This is a genomic window from Paraliobacillus sp. X-1268, from assembly GCF_003426095.1.
Lineage (GTDB): Bacteria > Bacillota > Bacilli > Bacillales > Amphibacillaceae > Paraliobacillus_A > Paraliobacillus_A zengyii.
In genome coordinates this window covers 237,884-259,134 of record NZ_QJSK01000002.1, presented here as the reverse complement: position 1 = coordinate 259,134, position 21,251 = coordinate 237,884, and the positions used below count along the sequence as shown (strand labels likewise).

Genomic DNA, 21,251 nt, shown 5'->3' with positions numbered 1-21,251 from the left:
TCGGGATATTTTTGATATACCTATTAAGAATTTTAACATATTATGATTTTTTTAGTACAATTAAGTTAGATTGAAAATTGAAAGGATGAATTTTATGATGGAACACACTTTTTATTTAAATACGAAGAATCACGATGAAATGATTGAGGTCACGTCAAGTATTGAAGATTGGATTGCTAATCAGCAAATTAAAGATGGAATAATTATTATTTCCTCCTTGCATACCACAGCTGGGATTACTATTAATGAGAACGCGGATCCAGACGTTAAAACAGACTTTCTTAGGAGATTGGAAGAAGTGTATCCTTGGGAACATCTAAAAGATTTGCATATGGAAGGAAATACTGCAGCTCACTTAAAAACAAGTACAGTGGGACATGCACAAACATTGGTCATTTCTAACAGTAAACTCGTACTCGGAACTTGGCAAGGCGTATATTTCTGTGAATTTGATGGACCACGTAATAGAAAATTTCACGCAAAAGTAATCCAAGGTTAAATAGAAAAGTTCCGTCTAGCAGGCGGAATCTTTTCTCAACTAAATCCTACTCTTCTTTATCAGCTAATACCTTAGAAAAAACTCGCATGGATAACCACATCCACACTGTTGCACTTAAACTAAATGTAAAGAAAATTAGTAACACTGGATATTCTAACGAGAAAAACATAAAAGAAAATAATAATAGCATCATTGTAATCGTGATAGGTAACTTTGTTATTCCTACAATAAATGCATTTTTAAATTGTTGGAGAACACTAGCATAGTTATGTACATTTAATGGGAAAACCCAGACCACAACAACAAGGTACAGAAAAATAACTAAATAGAATGCAAAAGGAACGATAAAGAACATATCACCTTGTGATTCTGCGATAATCCGATAATTTAAATAAAAAATCCCGCCAATTAAAGTTAATATCCAACCTATAATGTTAGAAGAAATAAATTCTTCGCGAAATATTCGCTTAAATGTTGTCCATACCTTTATTTCATACTGTCCCATTATCCACTTTCTAGTAACACCTAACGTTGCAACTGTAGCAGGAAAAATTCCGACTATAATCAAGCCAGAAACTGAAAACAGTATAAAAAGAAAATTTAAAAGTGCCAATTGCATTACCCAATACATCACTCTATCTAAAGTTGTGACAAGATCTTTTGCATTCATAACGAGATTCATCCCTTTATCCTTAATTTGAAAATTAGTTTAGTGTTGAAAAAAAGACCATAGTTTTCGCATAAAACGAAGCAGAAAACTACGATCTCTTTTAATAATTTATAATCATTATCCTTTTACTCCACCTGAAGTCAGTCCTGCAACGAAATATCGTTGGAAGAATATGAACAATATAATAATCGGAATGATAGTTAATACAGAACCTGCAATTAATATATCATAATTATTACCATACGGTGTTAATAATGTTGCCAAACCAATTGGTAATGTAAACATGCTATTTGAGCGCAATACTAATAATGGCCACAAGAAGTTGTTCCAACTAGCAAGACCTTGTAATATTGCCATCGCAGCCAATGAAGGACCCATTAATGGTAGCATAATTCTGAAAAATATGCCATATTCAGTACTGCCATCAATTCTCGCTGCATCCATCAGTTCCTTCGGTAAACCTAAAGCAAATTGTCTGAAAAAGAATACTGCCACTGGCGCAACGATTAACGGAAGCACTACAGCAAAATAAGTATCTACAATTTGTGCACTTACCATCAATTGGTATAATGGAAGCATCAAAATTTCAAATGGTATCATAAGGATTAACAATACAAGAACAAAGAATAGATTTCTTCCTTTAAACTCGTATACCGCCAATGCATATCCAACCATTGAGGAGAAGAACAATGATAAAATAATTGTCATTCCTGAAATAATTAAACTATTACCATACCAAGACCAGTATTGAGATGCTTCTTGAAAGATGTACGCATAGTTATCAAAATTTAATTTAGTTAAATCGATACTGAAGGAGATACCATCTCTCATTAGATCAGATGATGGTCTAAATGACGAAATCAATAGTCCGATAATTGGAAATAAAGCAATTAAAGAAACAAAAGCAAAACCTATCGTCGCAAGCCACTTTATTCCGTTACCTTTACTTTTCGAGTTCATTTATTCATCACCTCTCTTGAAAGTTCCTGTAAGTATCAAGTATATGATACTAATTACAAATATAATTAACATTAAAACTACACCAATTGCTGAACCAAAGCCCATATCGTTTTGACCAATACCTTGTTGATAAATATAACCAACAACAGTCAAACCAATATTACCTGGTGAACTTGTCTCCCAGAATACAAAACTTTCTTCAAACATCCTAAAACCATTTATTATCGTTATTGTACTAACAAAAATAATAATAGGTTTCAAGTGTGGGATAGTAATGAATCTCATTTTTTGAAATCCACTTGCACCATCTATATCTGCAGCTTCATATAGTTCTGCAGGTATGCTTTGTAACTGTGCAAGAAAATACAGTAAATTAACACCTATCCAGCGCCAAGAGCCAAGTATAACCATTAAAAACATTGCTGACCAAGCTTGATAACGCCAATCTACTGAATCTGCTCCTAATAAACTAACAATCTGATTAGCAACAGAAGAGTCTGTTTCACTAAACATCAAACGGAATATCATACCACCAACAATAGTTGAAGTTAATGCTGGAATAAATAATGATGCCCTGAAAAACGTTTTAAACTTCAAATACTTTGAATCTAGTAAAATTGCTAAAAGCATCGGTACAATTGTTAAAATTAATACCGTTAGTAGAACGTAAATTGAAGTATTCGATAACGCTTTAAAAAAGTTTGCATTAGCGACTCTGGAGTAATTATCTAACCCTATAAACTGTACTTGTCCAGGTAAAATACTTTGGAAACTCATTATTATACCTCGAACAGCAGGGTATAAAGTGAGGATCAAGAAAGATATAATAAAAGGAAAAACAAAAATGTATGGCACCACTTTTTTTGAGTTTAAAAATTTAAAAAACTTGTTAGGTTCTTTAAAGGGCTTCTTGTTCAAATCAGTTGAAACTTTACTTTCGGACAAATTAGAAGACATTTAAAAACCTCCTTTTTTAAAATTAGAGCAGTATCTCAACTTCACTCTATAACTTAGTAATAGTTAATTTTACAACATGCTAGTATCTTTAATTAATACAACAGTCCTATGAGGTGTCAATTCCTTTTCCGTAGTTTTCCGAGAAGGGTTGAGAGATCACTTTTTACATTTTATATAATAGTGGGAAACAAAAGATATACCTTTTGTCCCCCACTATTTGTTTTTAAATATTACTCAGCTTGCTGATCTCTTACTACATCAGCGGCTGCTTTAAGCGCTTCTTCTGGTGTCTGTGAATCTGTACGTAAAACATTCTGCGTCACATTTGTATGGTACTCACTAATAATATCAGGCGTATTTGCCGTGAAATTCAATGGGTTAATTTCTTCTCTAACCTCTAGCAACATATCAAAGATCCCATCACCGAAATATTGATAATACTTGTTATCTGCTCTTACTTCTTCACTTTCCCATGTATCCCAACGGGGTGGATCAAAACCAAGTTCAGTCCAAAGCGCTATGTTTCCTTCTTCAGAAAGTTTCGCATATGCTAAGAACTCTTTTGCAAGTTCTGTATTTTCAGATTGCTTCGTTACAACGGTACCAGTACCACCCATACCTGCTGAACGATCGCCACCTTCTTCCCATGTCGGTAATGGTCTAATAGCTATTTTACCTTCAAGATCAGGCATGTTGTCCAAGAATCTTCCCATATACCATAATGGAGCTAAAATAGAAGCTGATCCACCTTCAGAGAAATAACCATAAAACTCTTCAGATTGATTCATACCACCTGGCGTTAATTCAGCAATTTCATTCTCATAAATTGCATCTTGCAAGAATTGTAGTGTAGCAACATTCGTTTCATTATCTAATATTACTTCACCATTCTCATCAAAAGCGTCCGATCCTTGTTGTGAAATCATTGGCCACATATCCATTAACCAATCTTCTGTACCTACGTTCCACATTACCGAATCAGTATTGGCTACAACTTGTTCACCAGCTGCAACGAAATCATCCCAAGTTGTGATTGAATCGATATCAACTCCAGCTTCATCCATAATTTCTGTATTATAGTACATTACAGTTGCACCAACATGTGTAGGTAAACCATAGTAGTTACCATCTTGCGCATAGTTTTCAAAACGAGATGATACAGCATTTTCTAAAACCGGTTCCACATATTCATTCATTGGCTCTAACTGTACATCACCTTGTAAGAAGTTAGAAAACTGGCCAATTTCAATATCAGCTATGTCCGGACCACCTTGTCCTGATTGAACTGCAAGTAACAAGTTGTTATGCATTTGTTCAAACGGATATGTTTCCGCATTCAATTTAATTGGTTTATCTGGATTTTCTTCATTCCATCTTTCAGCAGCATCACTATATAAATCCATGTGCTGACCAACAAACGTCCATAAAGTTATTTCAGTAGCGTCTTCAATGTCGTCTCCAACAACTGCAGTTTCTTCTGCATCACCAGAAGCGTCATCATCTCCGCCTCCACATGCCATCAATACGATAGCCATAAGACCAAACAGCAAAAACAGTAAACTTTTCTTCATAAATTTTACCCCCTTATTTTATAAAGCGCTTTCAAACAATGAATAAAATACAAGTTCTTTGTTCTATTCACCTCCAACATAGAATAGATACTATCCAACTAATTGTAAGCATTTTCAATTTTAAATGTTAAATAAAGACTTTATCTCCATAAAAAGATTAACATCTACATGAAAACTTGTCAATGATTTATCGTTATATGTTTTTCTCATATACGTATATGAGAAAAACATTCAATATTTACACACAAAGACTAAGAAATACTTCATTTCTGTATGATTTAAATAGTAATTGCAAGCACTAACATTTACTAAATAATCATGTTGTCATTAGTTAGATAATAGCATTTTTATTAATGGTTGTCAATAATCTTCCAATAATTTTATTAACATATACGTATATGAATTTAAGTTGATAATGTGATTTAGTTATAAAATAGAAATAACAATATCAGCATCATTTATTGCTTTAGAATTTAATTAACGAGTTATTATATTTAAATAGTAATTTCACTCCTTATCATTTATTTTTAACTTAATAAGTGTCGCAAACCCTTTCTTAGTAAACATTATATTACTTACAAAAAGCAGATCAGTGAGCGCCTTTTGATATCATTGAAAGCGCATACTTCATGTCACTAATATATTACACTTATTCGTACATGTCAACAAAATTTTATTAAACGCTACTACTTATTAATATTTCTTTAAAATTAAAAATTACTTATTAAATTTATCATATTTTATAACGGATCTAATCTGTGTTTACCAGAATACAAAAAAATCGCTCGACATATTAGTTTATGCGAACGACTTTCACAAAAATATTCTTGGTTCAAGTTAATCTATGTGCCAGTAATCTTAATTGTTTTGATATATATCATATTGTTATAAGCTAGTCTGATGAATGTATAACACGTAATTACTGTGAAGATACCAAAATAACTACACTTCTATCGCTTGATGTTTAGTTTCTCGATCGGGTATTTAATAGTATCCTGTTTTAGGTTGTTTACTAGTAGTAATCCCGTACAGCGATCACGAATGTGCTGTGCTTCGTTTAAACTCGATTGTATCAGCTGATCCGACAAGCCTAATGCATCTGTTGTTGAGGGACCTCCAATGCAATCAAGCATGTTTCTTAATTCTTTAGCTGATGGTAATTCGTCAATCATTAACTTGATTTCAGACCAGGACTCTATTAATTCTTTTGTATACTTTTTATTGGGATTCAAATCATTTAATTCCAACTGATTTGCCATTTGTTTATATAAGTCTGAAATAATCGCTGTCGCTACACCAACCTTTGCACCATGCAAAAGTTGTTTTGCATCCTTTCGAATTAAGATCATTTCCCAATAATGTGATAAATGATGTTCTCCGCCAGATGCTGGTCTTGAAAAATCTAAAATAAGCATAACTAGTCCTGATTCAATTAGCGCCTGTATTAATAATTTAATTCCTTCTTCATCATGAGTAGCTATTTTTTCTACTTGTTGCACACATGTTTCTAATGATTGTCTTGTCATTTCGGCGGCAATTGGATAATAAGGCTCCTTACCAATTAGATCAGATATTTTCCAATCTAATAGAGATGTGTACTTTCCAAGAATATCTCCAAAACCTGCAGCTGTCAGTTCTTTTGGCGCTGCAACTAACACATCTAAGTCAGCGAATACCGCAAGCGGTGATGCTGTTTGAATGGTTGTTTTTACACCACGTAATATTAGTGGTGCTCCTTTAGAAGTAAACCCATCAACTGAAGCAGCTGTTGGAATTGAAATAAAAGGTTTTTCCATTTTATTACTCACAAAACGTACCGTGTCATGTATTGTTCCGGATCCAACAGCTAAAAATGCTTGTGCTTTAGATGGTGTTTCAACTAATAATTGTACAAGTGCTTCCTCGTTAGCAAGCACCTGCCCATGTTGATTTTCTTTTAACAAAACTGTTTTATAGCTAATCTTTTCATTTTCCAAAAGTTTCTCCAATTGTTGACCGGCAGCCTTATAAGTCAGCTGATCAACAACCAGAACGACTTGTAATAAGTTATTCGCTTTTAGAAACGGTGCAATTTTTAATAAAGCTTTTTTTTCAACCATTAGTTCGGGAAGTACAATATCTTCCACGCCAACTTCCTTCATTAACTGATGCATCTGTACTGGGATTTCCATACTTATTTCCTCCTCTATAAGACAAGAAGTCGATAAGGAATATCCCTATCGACTTAAGTTTCTATTTTACATGCAATACAACTACAGACATTGCTGGTAATTCAATTGTTACTTTATCTTCGTTAACTTTTATAGCCTTGAAGTCAACAGGTTTAATTTTATCTGGGTTTTCAAACGAATTATAATCATTCATTTTTTCCGAAGTAACCACTTCGCCTGTTACATCCGAAAAGTCTACGCCGCGTAAGTCTAAATCTAACGTTACCTTTTCACCTTTATCTAAATTACACAAACTAATATTAACAACACCATTTGCCTTCGAAGCAGAGGCACTTACTTGTGGATATTCTTTTCCATCAATCTCAAGCATTTTCGTGTCAATATCCAATGCGATTCGCTCAGCATCTTGGTGAACTTTATACATATTAAATATATGATACGTTGGTGTTAACAGCATTTTATCTTCTTCTGTTAAAACCATTGCTTGAATAACGTTTACCATCTGTGCAATGTTAGCCATTTGAACACGCTCATTATGATTATTAAATATATTTAATGTTACACCAGCAATCAATGCATCACGTACTGTATTTTGTTGGTACAAGAAACCAGGGTTAGTTCCAGGTTCTACATCATACCAGCCACCCCATTCGTCTACAATTAAATGCACACGTTTTTCAGGGTCATACTTATCCATAATTGTACTATGTTTTTCAATTAACTCTTCCATATAGACAGTTTTCTGCATGGACACTTCCCATTCGGTTTCAGAGAAATTTGTAGCTGATCCCTTATTTTCAAATCCGCCTGGATGTACATAATAGTGTAAGCTTAAACCATCCATTAAATGTGTCGCATCACGCATTAACACTTCAGTCCAATTATAGTCATCAACGTTCGGTCCACCAGCAATTTTAAAGATTTTATTATCGCCATAGTTACGTACGTACGTTTGAAAACGTCGATACAAATCTGCGTAGTATTGCGGACGCATGTTACCACCACAGCCCCAGTTTTCATTCCCTACACCAAAGTACGTTAGTTTCCACGCTTCTTCTTTTCCATTTTCTTTACGCCAATTAGCCATTGGCGACTCTCCATCAAATGTCATGTATTCAACCCACTCTGACATTTCTTGAACTGTTCCACTTCCTACATTTCCGTTAATATATGGTTCTGTTTCAAGTAGATCACATAACATCATAAATTCATGTGTCCCAAAATGGTTATTCTCTACAAGACCACCCCAGTGCGTATTAACCATACGTTTTCTTCCTTCACGTGGGCCAATTCCGTCTTTCCAATGATACTCATCAGCAAAACAACCACCAGGCCACCGAAGAATAGGGATATTCAATTCTTTTAATGCATGAAGTACATCATTACGAATTCCATTTGTATTTGGAATCGGCGAGTCTTCCCCTACCCATAAACCTTCATAAATACATCTACCTAAGTGCTCTGAAAATTGACCATAAATATTTTTATTTATAATTCCTCTTGATACATCTGCATTGACAACAACTTTCGTTTCCATTTAAGCACCTCATTATTATTTATTAAAATGTTAAGCTACTGTTACTTTAAGCAGTATCGCTGCATGCGGACGAAGTTCAAAAGATATTTTATCATGAGCTACGTTCACCTTATTTTCTTCCCATAAGTCTTCTATTTGCAGAACATCTTTTCCGTTGATTTCTAATTCGTTCCATGTTACAGCTATATCTGTTTTTATTTCACCTATATTAAAAAGCGCAACATAGATCAAACCGTCTGAACCTCTAGTAGTCCAAGTTACCTTTTCATCTTCCCTGTAGACCTGACGCGCATTATAGCTAGTTTGATACATGTGTAGCACTTTTTTGTTTGTTAACAAGGAATTAGTAAATGTATCATTATCCCTTAATTCGCCACCAAACATTAGTGGAGAACGAAAAATCATCCACAATGTCATCATCGTGATCTGTTCATCTTTCGTAAACCTAGTATAGCGATCACTAGCACCACCATCTACAGATCGAATCCCAATATGTCCTAATGGTAGCATATCAGCATCAGGCCAATGACCTGGCCCTGCATTCTTACTCCACTTATAGCAACGATCAAACATGTCATAAAGCGGTGGCCACATATCCCAAAAATCATCCGTCATACGCCACATATTTGCATTCTCTTCTAATAAACTAGCATTTTCTAATGATGCAGGACCTGGTGATAGACTCAATACCATCGGACGTCCACATCGATCAATGGCTTTTCGAATCATTTTAATCTCATCGACGTGTGCTCCATATATTTTCGAATCGGCGATATCATCCACTTTAACAAAGTCCACATTCCATTCTGCATATAACTGGAACAGCGAATCATAATAGGCTTGCGCACCTTCTTTAGTATGATCTATCCCATACATATCTGTGTTCCACGGGCAAATGGAATTCGGCTTTGCGATTTCTCTAGCCGTTACATTCGTACCTAACAGATTAGTATCTTGATGAACAGCTTGCCGCGGAATACCACGCATAATGTGAATTCCGAATTTCAAACCGAGATCGTGTATATAATCCGCAAGTGGCTTGAATCCCCTTCCAGCTGCTGAAGACGGAAAGCGGTTCTCAGCTGGAATTAAACGTGAATACTGATCCATTTTAAGCGGAATAAACGGACGATAAGCAGAGGATACTGCACCTGATTCTGACCACTGAATATCTACAACAACATATTCCCATCCAAAATCTTTTAAGTACGTAGCCATATAATCGGCATTACCTTTTACTTCTTCTTCTGTAACAGTTGCACCATAACAATCCCAACTGTTCCAACCCATCGGTGGAGTCATTGCATATTGATGATGTTTCATAAGCAGATCACCTTTTATTATTTATTTTTTCAAACGAATAACATTCCATGACGCCTTACCTAGTAATGCCGATAGTGAACCATCGCTCAGTTTAGATTCCTTATTAAAATTAGGAGAAACAGCTTGATGTGATGCCGTATTAACTGCTTTCATATCATCATTCTCCAAAACAATATGCTCAACTAATTGATAATCTTCAAAACTTCTAACATCTATATCTATTGGAATAGATGATTCTAGATGTTTATTAACTATGAAAATAGTTACTTCTTCCTTCTCTTCATTGTAAACAGCTGCACTATCAATATAAGGTACGTCTGTAAAGTCCTTACTGTCATATTTAGGTGAGGTTAAGATTGGTTTTAACGAGAAACCTCTTCCATAGATAGAAGCATGCATGTACGGATAAAAGATAGTCTGCTTCCAAGATCGACCATTATTTTCTGTCATAATTGGAGCGATTACATTAACTAACTGTGCTAAACATGCCATTTTTACACGATCAGCATGTTGTAAAAACGTAATCAACATACTTCCCACTAGTAAAGCATCTTCAAAATTATAATGATCCTCTAATTGTGGCGGAGCGATTGACCACGGTTCAATTTTTTTATCTGCATCATTTGAATGATACCAAACGTTCCACTCGTCAAAGCTTAGATTAATAGATTTTTTGCTACGATGTTTTGCTTTAATATAATCACATGTTGAAATAACCGTTTTAATAAAATGATCCATATCCATGTTTTTAGCTAAGTAATTTGCTGTATCGTTTGAACGATTTCCGTAGTATTGATGTAATGAAATATAATCAATTTCATTGTAAGCAATATCTAATGTCGTTGCTTCATATTCAGGAAATGTTGGCATTCCTGTATTCGAGCTACCACAAGCAACCAGCTCAATAGAAGGATCTACTAGTTTCATTGCCTTTCCTGTTTCTTGAGCAATACGACCATATTCATATGCTGTTTTATGTCCAACCTGCCATGGTCCATCCATTTCATTACCTAAACACCATGTTTTAATGTTATGGGGTTGCTCGTAACCATGCGATCTTCTTAGATCACTATAATAGGTTCCACTAGGGTGATTTGTATATTCTAATAAATTACGCGCAGCATCAATTCCTCTTGTTCCAAGGTTGACTGCCATCATCACATCTGAATTAGCTTTCTTAGCCCAATCCACAAATTCGTTGGTTCCCATTTCATTTGTTTCTGTTGTTCTCCACGCAAGCTCTAAACGTCGTGGACGATCCTTTTTAGGGCCTACTCCATCCTCCCAGTTATAAGCAGAAACCATATTCCCGCCTGGATAACGTACAATTGGAACTTGTAGCTCTTTTACTAGTTCTATTACATCTTTTCTAAAGCCTTGCTCATCTGCTTCGGGATGCCCAGGTTCATATATACCTCCATAAACCGCGCGTCCTAAATGTTCAATAAAAGAACCATAAATTCTTTCATCTACTTTTGCAATTTGATAATTCTTATCTAGTATCATTTTCGCTTTATTCTTACTCATGGTAACCTAGCTCCTTTTAATAAAATTGAGAATACAATTACTTTATAAATGAAATCAAACCCAACTGTATACGCTTACAAATAAGTAAAATTACTTTTTTGAGTTACAAACAGTTATAAGCTGTCTATATCTACGTTACACTTTTCATAATAGGTAACACACATTTTATTAAAACGTACGTATATGTTTCAACATTTTCATTATATATAGTTATCAATGTTTTATCAACAGTTTTACTTTAATTTAATAAAATTTCGCGATAGTTTATAACGTTCTTGGGAGAGTTGACGAGTTAAAAAGTCCTTTTAAAAGAGCTCGTCACACAAAAACATTGGTGTACATAAATTGATTGGCATCCTATTATGTAAGGGTTAAAACTATGAACTAAAAATAACACAGTAGATATAACAAAAGTTTATCCCATTCCCCAAAATGAGGTTTACGATAAACTCTGGTAACCATAAACTACTATTAAATTAATTACCATCGCTAATAGGAGTTTTTTGAGAAAATGATTTCGAAGCAATTTTCATTGCAAAAAAGCCAAAAATACTAATACCGAAAACAGGAATTAATCCAGATATTTTTTGATACATATATGCTAATACAATAAAACCTAACAATAAAAAGACAGTTTGAAGAGGTTTAGCTAAAACTAAAATAATTGAATACTTAAAGTACTCTAATATTTTTAATTCATAATGTGAAAAGATGGGGAATAGATAGAAATTTATTAAAGCATATATTACTAAAATAACATACAAAGAAATAGTTATTATTTGATTGAGTATCGAGCTGTCTAATTGTTGTATAACCCTTATATCAATAATTAAGACAAAACCAATCACTAAAGAGATATAGCCTATAATGTTTGATTTTATAAGAGAAGTTTTATAGCCTTCCCAAAAAGTTTTGAATATTGGTGTATCTTCAGATTCTATTATTAGCTTTCTTAATACATTAAACATAGCAGCAGTAGCTGGAAAAACCCCTACAATAATTAAACCGAGTAAAGAAAAGAAAAACCAAAGTAAGTTAAGGTAAAATAATTTTAATCCTAATTCACCAATACGAATATACCATTCAAAACCGCCCATATATAACCCTCCTGCCTGTAATGGAAAACATGTTGTTTGACTAATTAAAACATAAGTTACAAACAAAATATACAAGTCTAATGAAAAGTGATATACCCCTCATTTTATATAATGCTTTTAATTATTTCTTTTAAAAAATAGTATTCTTATAAGCTACCACCCACAAAAACTTCTTACACGATTATCCTATACGCACAAGATATCATCAGTAGAACTTAGAGTCAACGAGCTGAGGCTAAATGGATTTACAATTAACGGAAAATTCAGCCCATTGCCTATTATATGACCTTCATCTTACTCTAAAGCGATACACATTATTATTAGTCTCTCATCTAATTGTGTTCTTATAATTAATAATAGCTATCTAATTTTATAGATAGCTATATCTTTTCAGCCTTATTAACCTTTTACAGAACCGATCATAACACCTTTCTCAAAGTACTTTTGAATAAGCGGGTATAATATTAAGATTGGGAGAGATGAAACGATAATTACACCATATTTAATTTGGTCAGCATACCTTTGTGCATAACCTCCGCCAGTACCACCACTACCAGCTCCTTCCTGGAATACTTGGTTAGAAAGTAGTATATCCCTTAAAACAATCTGTAGTGGTTGCAAATTATAATCTCTAATATAGATTAACCCTGTAAAGAAGTCATTCCAATGCCAAACTAAGTAATACAAACCTATTACAGATATAACCGCTTTAGAAAGAGGTAATACTATTTTCCAAAAGAATTTAAAGTGTGAACATCCATCAATGGAAGCTGCCTCAAACATTTCTTTAGGTATTGTACTTTCAAAAAATGTCCTCGTTATTATAAGGTTAAAGATATTAACTGTTAATGGATTAAATATAAAAACCCACATTGTATCAATAATACCTATATCCTTCATTAATAGATAAGTAGGGATTAAACCACCATTAAAAAACATTGTAAATATAAAGAAAAACATTAACGGTCGTCTAGCTCGGAATTCTTGTCTTGAAAGAACATACGCTGCTGGCAATGTTAATAATAGATTAACAAAAGTACCACCCACAGCATATATTAGTGTGTTTCTATAACCTATCCATATTCGAGAGTCCTGAAAAATCTCTTGATATCCAAATAAACTAAAACCTTTAGGAAATAGTAACACTTGACCTGTTGATACAAGCGTTGAATCACTTACTGATGCTATAACAATGAAATATAGTGGATACGCAACCACTAAAAACATTAAAATTGCCAGTATATAAACAACAACATCAAAAATTATATCTGATTTTTTTCTTTTTTTTATTTTTTCCAGAAGTTTCATTGTATTTTCCTCCTTGCCATGTAAGGGTAAGTCCTACCATAAACTGATTTTGAAGAACCTCTTAGCAATATAGTTCATAAGCAATAGTAATGAGAAGTTTATTAGGGTATTAAATAAACCAATAGCTGCCGCATAACTAAACTGATTAGAAATGATACCAATCTTATACACATAGGTTTCAATAACCTCAGATACTGGTAAGTTTAGTGAATTCTGCATTAAAAATATTTTCTCAAAACCAGTACTTATAGCTGTACCCATATTTAAAATCAACAAAATGATTATCGTCGGGACAATTGCAGGGAGTTCAACATTCTTAATTATTTGCCATCTACTTGCTCCATCTACTTTAGCCGAATCATAAAGTTGTGGATCAACACTAGATAAAGCTGCTAAATAGATAATACTGTTCCACCCTACATGTTGCCAAACATCAGATAAGACATAAACAGGTACAAAAGCTTTAACAGAAGCTAATAAATTTGTATCTTCAAAACCAAACGCACTTACTGCAAGACCTATTAATCCATTATTAGGAGATAACAAAACATTTAGTAAACCTACTAATACAACAATTGAAATGAAGTGTGGTAAATATACTGTTGTTTGTAAAATCTTTTTGCCTTTTTTCCAAGTAATTTGATTGATTATTAACGCTAAAATTATCGGAGCTGGAAAACCGATTATAATTGTAGTTAAACTGATTAATAATGTATTTCGTAATAGGTCCCAAAACATATGACTATTAATGAATTGTTCAAAATACTTTAATCCTACCCACTCTCCACCAGTTAATCCAGCAGTGAAATCATACTCTCTGAAAGCCAATTGAATACCATACATGGGAATATAATTGAATATAATCACTACTATTATTGCAGGTAAGATAAGCAACCATAATTGATAATCTTCTACTATCGTTTTAAAGAAATTCTTTTTCTTCTTAGGACTAATACTAGTTGGTTGACTGACTTCTTTCGCACTTTCACTCATAAAGGCCATACCAATTCTCCTTTACTTTAAAGGGATGTCGTACTAGCGACATCCCTTTGTTATTATTACAAAACATCAAATGAAATTCTCGTTATATTATTATTTAATTAGATTTATAATCATCATAATAACTTTGAATAATTTCATTATTATTCGGAAGACCAATTTTATTCATTTCATTTACATAGTCATCCCACTGATTCTCAATCCCGCCAGTTGTAATCCATTCGCCGAATTTAGTAATTCCCAGATTCATCAAATCCGTATTGACTAAAGCCATCTGATTATTATCTTCATCACTATACTTCAAGAACATTCCTGGCAATACATTATTATCTACGTCTAACGATTCAAATGTTTCAATAAATGGTCCTTGTTGTTCACCTACAGCTTTCATATCAGTCCCTAATTCTACCTCTAGAGTATCCGAAACAAACATTGGCCCATTATCTGCCCATGTTGATGTCCATTTCCATGTACCTGGATCCATTGTTTCGTCTGCAGGAGGAAGTACTTTATATGAACCTTCACTGACCTCTTCAATATTTGTTCCCATAGAACCAAACAACACTTGAAGACTTACCTCAGGATCATATATCTCATTAATGAATCTCATAGCAGCTTCTTTATTAGCTGTCTGTGATGACATAGCTAGAAAGTTAATACCATAATTTAATTCATTATAATCATACGTCCAACTAACTTCCCCATCATAATCTTCTGACATTTTCATTGGTGCAAATGTTTCATATTGATCAGCAATTTCTAATCCAAATCTATCCGTCCGTTCCCAACCAAACGTGTAGCCAAGCTTCGCTACATCCCCTTCTCCACGTGCCAATGACTGATATTTTGTATAATCCTGTGTAAATACTTCTTCATTTATCAGACCGCTATCATATAACTTATGCAAAAACATAACGACTTCTTTATAACGCTCATCAGTAAAGAAGTTTTTCACTTCTCCATCTTCTAAGAAATAACCTTGACCACCGCCACCAGTAATGGTCATTCCTGTACTACCCAATAATACAGTTGGATGAAAGAAACCAAATCCAGCTGTAGCTACTGGTGCAAAATCCATTGCAATCTCATCATTAGGGTCGCCATTTCCATTAGCATCTTCTTGATCAAAAGCTAATAATACATCATATAATTCATCCCAGTTCGTAGGTGTTTCTAACCCTAAGTTATCCAACCATTGCTGATTTATAAATTGCATTGTTGCTGTCTCGGGCCAAAACTGTTGATACTTCGGAAGACCAAATATCTCTCCGTCTTTTTGAAGCGATAATGCTTCTGTAAGCGGTTGTTCATCAAACATAGCTTGAACATTAGGACCACCTTCTGCAATTAATGGAGATAAATCCTCAAAGAGACCAGTGAATTTTGCGAAATCCGCATCTGTAATTACATTAGGACCAATTAATAGATCTGGGATATCACCACCAGCTAACATTGCACCTTTTTTCTGATCCCAATCAGCTGTTACCTCTTCCCACTCTATTTCCACTCCTGCTCGTTCTTCTGCCTCTTGCAACCACTCTATGTCCTCTAAATCTTTCGTCAGCGGGTGCTTTGTAATTAGAGCAGTCAGTTTAACTTTTCCGTCTTCCGTTGTTTCGGCCTCTTTTGTTTCGTCATCGCCGTTACAGGCAACTAAAATAATGAAAAGTAATAATGACAAACTAATTAATAAGACTTTAGAAATTTTCATAGACATTTCCTCCTAATATTAAACTGTTTTTTTGCAATGCATTTACGACCCTATTCAGAAGGGTTATCCGCTAAACTAGTATCCTGTATGATAATAGAATTAGAACAATCATATTGAGTATATGGTAGCGGTTTCAAAATTTGGGTATTCATTACCTCCAACAACTTACTTATAAAAGTACTTATAAGATTATACGTATATGTTATTGTCTTTATTACATTTTCATTTTAAAATTTTATACAGTTTTTTTTGGAAAACCTAAAATTACAAACAAAGTTTATAAAAATGATTAAGACCCTTTCCTATTTCAATTGAACATAAAAAAGCAGCGATATATGCATATTTTGCATTATCGCTGCTTTTAATTAAATAATTTATTCATTTTTTTTCGTTGAATTCCTAATAATTAACTCAGGTTCAAAAACAATTGATTCTATTGAATCTTTTGACTTATTTGGATTTCCCTTAACCTCTTTAACAAGTTCTAAGATGACTTCTGCTGCCTTTTCGCCCATTTTAGTTAACGGATGTTTTACTGTAGTCAATTTCACTTCAGAAACTTCAGCTAGGAATGAATTATCAAAACCTACAAGCGATATATCTTCTGGTACTCGTAGATTCTTTTGACGTAACACGTCCAATAGAGCGATTGCTAGTTGATCGTTATAACAAACAATTGCTGTTGGACGATCCCCATTTGATAGGGACAATAATTTTTCCAATTCTTCAAATGGTTTAGTTGCCTTCTCTTCTGTTTTATAGGTCACAATGTTATTTGGGTTTATGGGCAATTGATTTGCGCGATGTGCTTTTAAGTAACCTTTCATTCTTTTCGTTCCCTGAATATCATCATTTTTGAAAAAACCTACAATATTATTATGCCCTAAATTAATCAGGTGTTCTGTCTGAATCTGACCACCCTTTTCATCATCCAAGGTAATGCTAAGAGGCTCTAATTCATCATAATAGGCATTAATCATAATATAAGGTATATTTTGACGTTCTAAATTTAAATAATAATTAATATTCGGATTCGAAATTGCACTTCTTGTCGGTTCAATTATGACTCCTTCAAAATGCTGTGTTAATATTTTTTCTAAGAATCGTCTTTCATTTTCATGATCATTATTCGTACTAAAAAGACTAACATGATAACCATGTTCGCTTAAATAAGATTCCGCTCCTCGGATTATTGAAGGGAAAATGTAGTCAGAAATATACGTTGTAATGATTGCAATATTTTTTTGATTTTTTACCGCACTCACGGTTTCTTCCTTCGATCGATCAGCACAAAATGTACCTGCGCCTTGCTCGCGATAGAGCCATCCCTGGCTAACCAACTCACCAATAGCTAATCGAACAGTATGACGACTAACGTTAAACTGTTTCATCAATTCACTTTCCGAGTTAATCTTTTGGTGCGGCTGAAATGTTCCATCCAGTATTTTCGACTTAATTGCTTGCTTAACTATATTGTACTTTGTTTGCATAATTACACCTCATACATCTAATGAACTTATTCGTATATGCCAATCTTAACAATTATAACATTGATTAATAGATTAGGACTAATTATTGAAATACCTAAATAACTTTTTTGATCTCATGGAATAGTACAGCTCATTATTCCATGCTATTCTATCAAATCAAAATTTCTTCTTTGAGAATAAAATGTAGCAGAGATTCACCTAAGTAAATCTCTGCCCATCCATTCATTTATCTACGGAACGCTATTTCATTCCATTTTAATTCATTTTTAAATTGACGTAATTTTGTATCTTCATCGATGACAACACATTCTATTTTTGCCATTTCAGCAAAATCACACAGTTGTTCTGTTGTGACCTCAAATGATAGAACAGTATGATGTGCTCCACCGGCATAAATCCATGCCTCTGTTGCTTCGCTTAATGATGGTTGTGGTTTCCATAGCACTTTCGCTACCGGTAAATTTGGCGTTTCCTTTTCAGGTTGTTCTGCCTTCACTTCATTAATTACTAAGCGGTAACGTCCACCTAATTCTATTAATGATGCATTGACAGCATCTCCACCTTTCCCATCGAATACAAGACGAGCTGGATCTTCTTTACCACCAATACCTAGCGGACTAACAACCATTTTTGGTTTTGTCGCAGCAATAGTAGGACAAACTTCTAACATGTGTGAACCAAGAACCATTTCATTACCAGGTTCTAAGTGATACGTGTAGTCCTCCATAAAGGACGTGTTTTTGTTACCAGCTATAATCTTCATAAAACGTAATAATGCAGCTGTTCTCCAATCACCTTCTCCAGCAAATCCGTAACCTTCCGCCATCAAACGTTGTGCTGCAAGTCCAGGCAACTGTTTCATACCATGAAGATCTTCAAAATTCGTTGTAAATGCGTTATAATTTCCTTTTGCTAAGAATGATTTCAAACCTAATTCAATACGTCCTTGATATAAAATAGAATCACGAACAGCACCTGGTTCTGCGGCTTCTGCAGGCAAGTCATAAAGTTCTTGATATTCCTTATATAGTTTATCAAGATCGGCATCTGTAACCTGATTCATTTCTTCTACTAGATCACCTACACCATAATAGTCTACTACCCAACCGAACTTAATTTGCGCTTCTATTTTATCTCCATCAGTTACGGCAACATTACGCATGTTGTCACCAAAACGTGCTACACGAATATTGGATCCATCTGCAACTGCAATAGCCGTTTGCATCCATCCTGCAATTTTCTCTACTACTTGCTTGTTTTCCCAATGACCGACAACCACTTTACGAGCGATATCAAGTCTTGTTCCAATATAACCATATTCACGATCACCATGTGCCGCTTGGTTTGTGTTCATAAAGTCCATGTCGATTGTTTCCCATGGAATATCACGATTGTATTGTGTATGAAGATGTAATAATGGCGTCTGTAAAGCCTGCAATCCTGCAATCCATGATTTCGCAGGCGAGAAAGTATGCATCCATGTGATAATACCTGCACAATTCTCATCTGCATTTGCTTGCATAGCAAGTTTATGAATATTATCTGATGTTGTTAATACTTCTTTAAATGCAATATTAAAGGGCAATGTACCTGCGTTATTTAGACCTTCTACAACTTTTTTCGAATTGTCCTCTACTTCTTTTAGCGTTTCTTCCCCATATAACGGCTGACTTCCTGTAACAAACCAAAATTCGTACGGTTTAGTTTTTAACATATTCTCTCTCCTCCAATTGATCTTTTTGTTTTTTAAAAAACGCCTAACGGATAGCTTTCAATCGTTTCATTACGTTATTCTCTCCACGGCCAAAGTAGTCATGAAGCTTTACATATTCTTGATACAACTTATCGTAAATTACTACATTCTCTGGTATAGGAACAATCACATCTTCTTTAATACGGGCCATTTTTTCAGCAGCTTCTACCGCAGATTTATAACCGCCATTTTCCACTCCAGCAGCAACAGCACCAAACATCGCTGCACCTAAAGCAGGTGTTTGTATAGAATCTGCAACCTTTATTGTTCGATTTGTTACATCTGCATATATTTGCATCAGCAATTGATTCTTTTGCGGTAAACCTCCACATACATACAACTCATCGACTGGAACACCATTGTTATGGAAGTTGTCTATGATCTCTCTTGTACCAAATGCTGTTGCTTCCAATAAAGTTCGATATATTTCTTCTGGTTTAGTTTGAAGTGTCAAACCAACAATTAAACCACTTAGCTCGGCATCTACCAATACGGATCGGTTACCATTCAACCAATCAAGTGCTAACAAGCCTGTTTCTCCCGGTCTGTATGCATGAGCCTTTTGCTCTAAATATTGATGAACAGTCAGACCAACCCGATTAGCTTCCTCTTGCACGTAAGCAGGAACCGCATTAGCCACAAACCATGCAAAAATATCACCTACCGCTGTTTGTCCCGCTTCATAACCAAAGTAATTCGGTATAATACCATCCTCTACAACTCCACATATACCTTCTACTTCTATTTCTTCTTCACCTAACACCAATGTACAAATAGAAGTACCCATTGTCATGACCATTTCCCCTGGTGAAGTAACACCCATTGCAGGTACGGAGACGTGTGCATCTACGTTTCCTACTGCTATCGCTATCCCTTCTTTTAAACCAGTTTTCTTAGCCATTTCACCTGTTAATCCACCTGCTTTTGTACCAAGTGGAACTACCTCACCGCGTAATTTCGTTTCTGCGAGATATTCTAGACGTGGATCCAATGCTTTGAAAAAATCATTGCTTGGGTAACCATCTTTTTTATTCCATATAGATTTATAACCTGCGGCACAACTATTCCGAATTAAATTTCCTGATAATTGTGAGACAATCCAATCTGTAGCTTCAACGAATTTATCTGCTTCTTCATATACCTCTGGTGCTTCATCAAGTATTTGCCATATCTTAGCAATCATCCACTCGGATGATGTTTTGCCACCATAGCGCGCTAAAAATGTTTCGCCTCTTTGCTTTGCTATTTCATTTAATTTATTAGCTTTATCTTGAGCTGCATGATGTTTCCACAGTTTCACCCAGCTATGAGGATTATTTTCCCATTTTGGATTAAAAGATAAAGGTTGATTATTAACATCCACAGGCAACATTGTACAAGCGGTAAAATCAATACCGATACCTATAACATTTTGTGGATCTACACTCGACTCTCTTAATACTGTGGGAATTGATGTTTCTAAAACTTCTAAATAATCTTGTGGATGTTGTAGCGCCCATTCATAGCCTAATTTTTCACCAGAAGTTGGTAATGTATCGTTAATAACCCCATGTCTATAATGTGTGATATGGTCATTAATTTCCCTACCCGTAGCAAGTGACACTAACACCGCTCGGCCTGATTCCGTGCCATAGTCAACACCTATTGCATATTTCTCTGTCATATGGAAGTTGGATCA

16 protein-coding genes are annotated in these 21,251 nt (G+C 34.5%); 1 reads left to right on the top strand and 15 read right to left on the bottom strand.

From position 1 onward, the window contains the following. The first annotated feature begins 97 nt into the window (after positions 1-97). Positions 98-499, top strand: coding sequence for a secondary thiamine-phosphate synthase enzyme YjbQ (locus D2K62_RS05795; protein WP_112182779.1), 402 nt, complete (start codon positions 98-100; stop codon positions 497-499). 46 nt (positions 500-545) lie between these two features. Here the strand turns inward: D2K62_RS05795 and D2K62_RS05790 are convergent, their stop codons facing one another. The 15 genes from D2K62_RS05790 to D2K62_RS05720 form a co-directional block, all read right to left on the bottom strand. Further along, entirely contained in the window at positions 546-1,169 is a 624-nt protein-coding gene (locus D2K62_RS05790) for a YesL family protein (protein ID WP_112182331.1), read from the bottom strand. A gap of 117 nt (positions 1,170-1,286) precedes the next feature. Then, on the bottom strand, positions 1,287-2,129 hold the full coding sequence (locus D2K62_RS05785; RefSeq protein ID WP_112182332.1) for a carbohydrate ABC transporter permease: 843 nt from the start codon (positions 2,127-2,129) through the stop codon (positions 1,287-1,289). Beyond that, entirely contained in the window at positions 2,130-3,086 is a 957-nt protein-coding gene (locus D2K62_RS05780) for a carbohydrate ABC transporter permease (RefSeq protein WP_112182333.1), read from the bottom strand. Positions 3,087-3,316: 230 nt separating this feature from the next. Beyond that, a complete protein-coding gene (locus tag D2K62_RS05775) occupies positions 3,317-4,657 on the bottom strand; it encodes an ABC transporter substrate-binding protein (protein WP_117161075.1) in 1,341 nt (446 codons plus the stop codon). A 950-nt stretch (positions 4,658-5,607) separates the two neighbouring features. Next, entirely contained in the window at positions 5,608-6,828 is a 1,221-nt protein-coding gene (locus tag D2K62_RS05770; protein ID WP_232827970.1) for a sn-glycerol-1-phosphate dehydrogenase, read from the bottom strand. 61 nt (positions 6,829-6,889) lie between these two features. Next, a complete protein-coding gene (locus D2K62_RS05765) occupies positions 6,890-8,365 on the bottom strand; it encodes an alpha-N-arabinofuranosidase (protein ID WP_117161074.1) in 1,476 nt (491 codons plus the stop codon). Between the two features lie 30 nt (positions 8,366-8,395). Continuing rightward, positions 8,396-9,688, bottom strand: a complete 1,293-nt coding sequence (locus D2K62_RS05760; protein ID WP_117161073.1) for a glycoside hydrolase family 27 protein — start codon at positions 9,686-9,688, stop codon at positions 8,396-8,398. 21 nt (positions 9,689-9,709) lie between these two features. Then, on the bottom strand, positions 9,710-11,215 hold the full coding sequence (gene arfA / locus D2K62_RS05755; protein ID WP_112182337.1) for an arabinosylfuranosidase ArfA: 1,506 nt from the start codon (positions 11,213-11,215) through the stop codon (positions 9,710-9,712). 476 nt (positions 11,216-11,691) lie between these two features. Next, a complete protein-coding gene (locus D2K62_RS05750; RefSeq protein ID WP_112182338.1) occupies positions 11,692-12,312 on the bottom strand; it encodes a YesL family protein in 621 nt (206 codons plus the stop codon). A 399-nt stretch (positions 12,313-12,711) separates the two neighbouring features. Beyond that, entirely contained in the window at positions 12,712-13,620 is a 909-nt protein-coding gene (locus tag D2K62_RS05745) for a carbohydrate ABC transporter permease (RefSeq protein WP_112182339.1), read from the bottom strand. A 33-nt stretch (positions 13,621-13,653) separates the two neighbouring features. Further along, on the bottom strand, positions 13,654-14,613 hold the full coding sequence (locus D2K62_RS05740) for an ABC transporter permease (RefSeq protein ID WP_112182781.1): 960 nt from the start codon (positions 14,611-14,613) through the stop codon (positions 13,654-13,656). Between the two features lie 103 nt (positions 14,614-14,716). Then, positions 14,717-16,330: an extracellular solute-binding protein gene (locus D2K62_RS05735; protein ID WP_112182340.1), complete on the bottom strand. Its 1,614-nt coding sequence runs from the start codon at positions 16,328-16,330 to the stop codon at positions 14,717-14,719. 374 nt (positions 16,331-16,704) lie between these two features. Then, positions 16,705-17,820, bottom strand: coding sequence for a GntR family transcriptional regulator (locus D2K62_RS05730; protein ID WP_112182341.1), 1,116 nt, complete (start codon positions 17,818-17,820; stop codon positions 16,705-16,707). Positions 17,821-18,046: 226 nt separating this feature from the next. Beyond that, the gene (gene araA, locus D2K62_RS05725; RefSeq protein WP_112182342.1) at positions 18,047-19,534 is read right to left on the bottom strand and encodes an L-arabinose isomerase; all 1,488 of its coding nucleotides are present in this window, start codon (positions 19,532-19,534) and stop codon (positions 18,047-18,049) included. Positions 19,535-19,577: 43 nt separating this feature from the next. Continuing rightward, a complete protein-coding gene (locus D2K62_RS05720; protein WP_112182343.1) occupies positions 19,578-21,236 on the bottom strand; it encodes a ribulokinase in 1,659 nt (552 codons plus the stop codon). Positions 21,237-21,251: the final 15 nt, after the last annotated feature.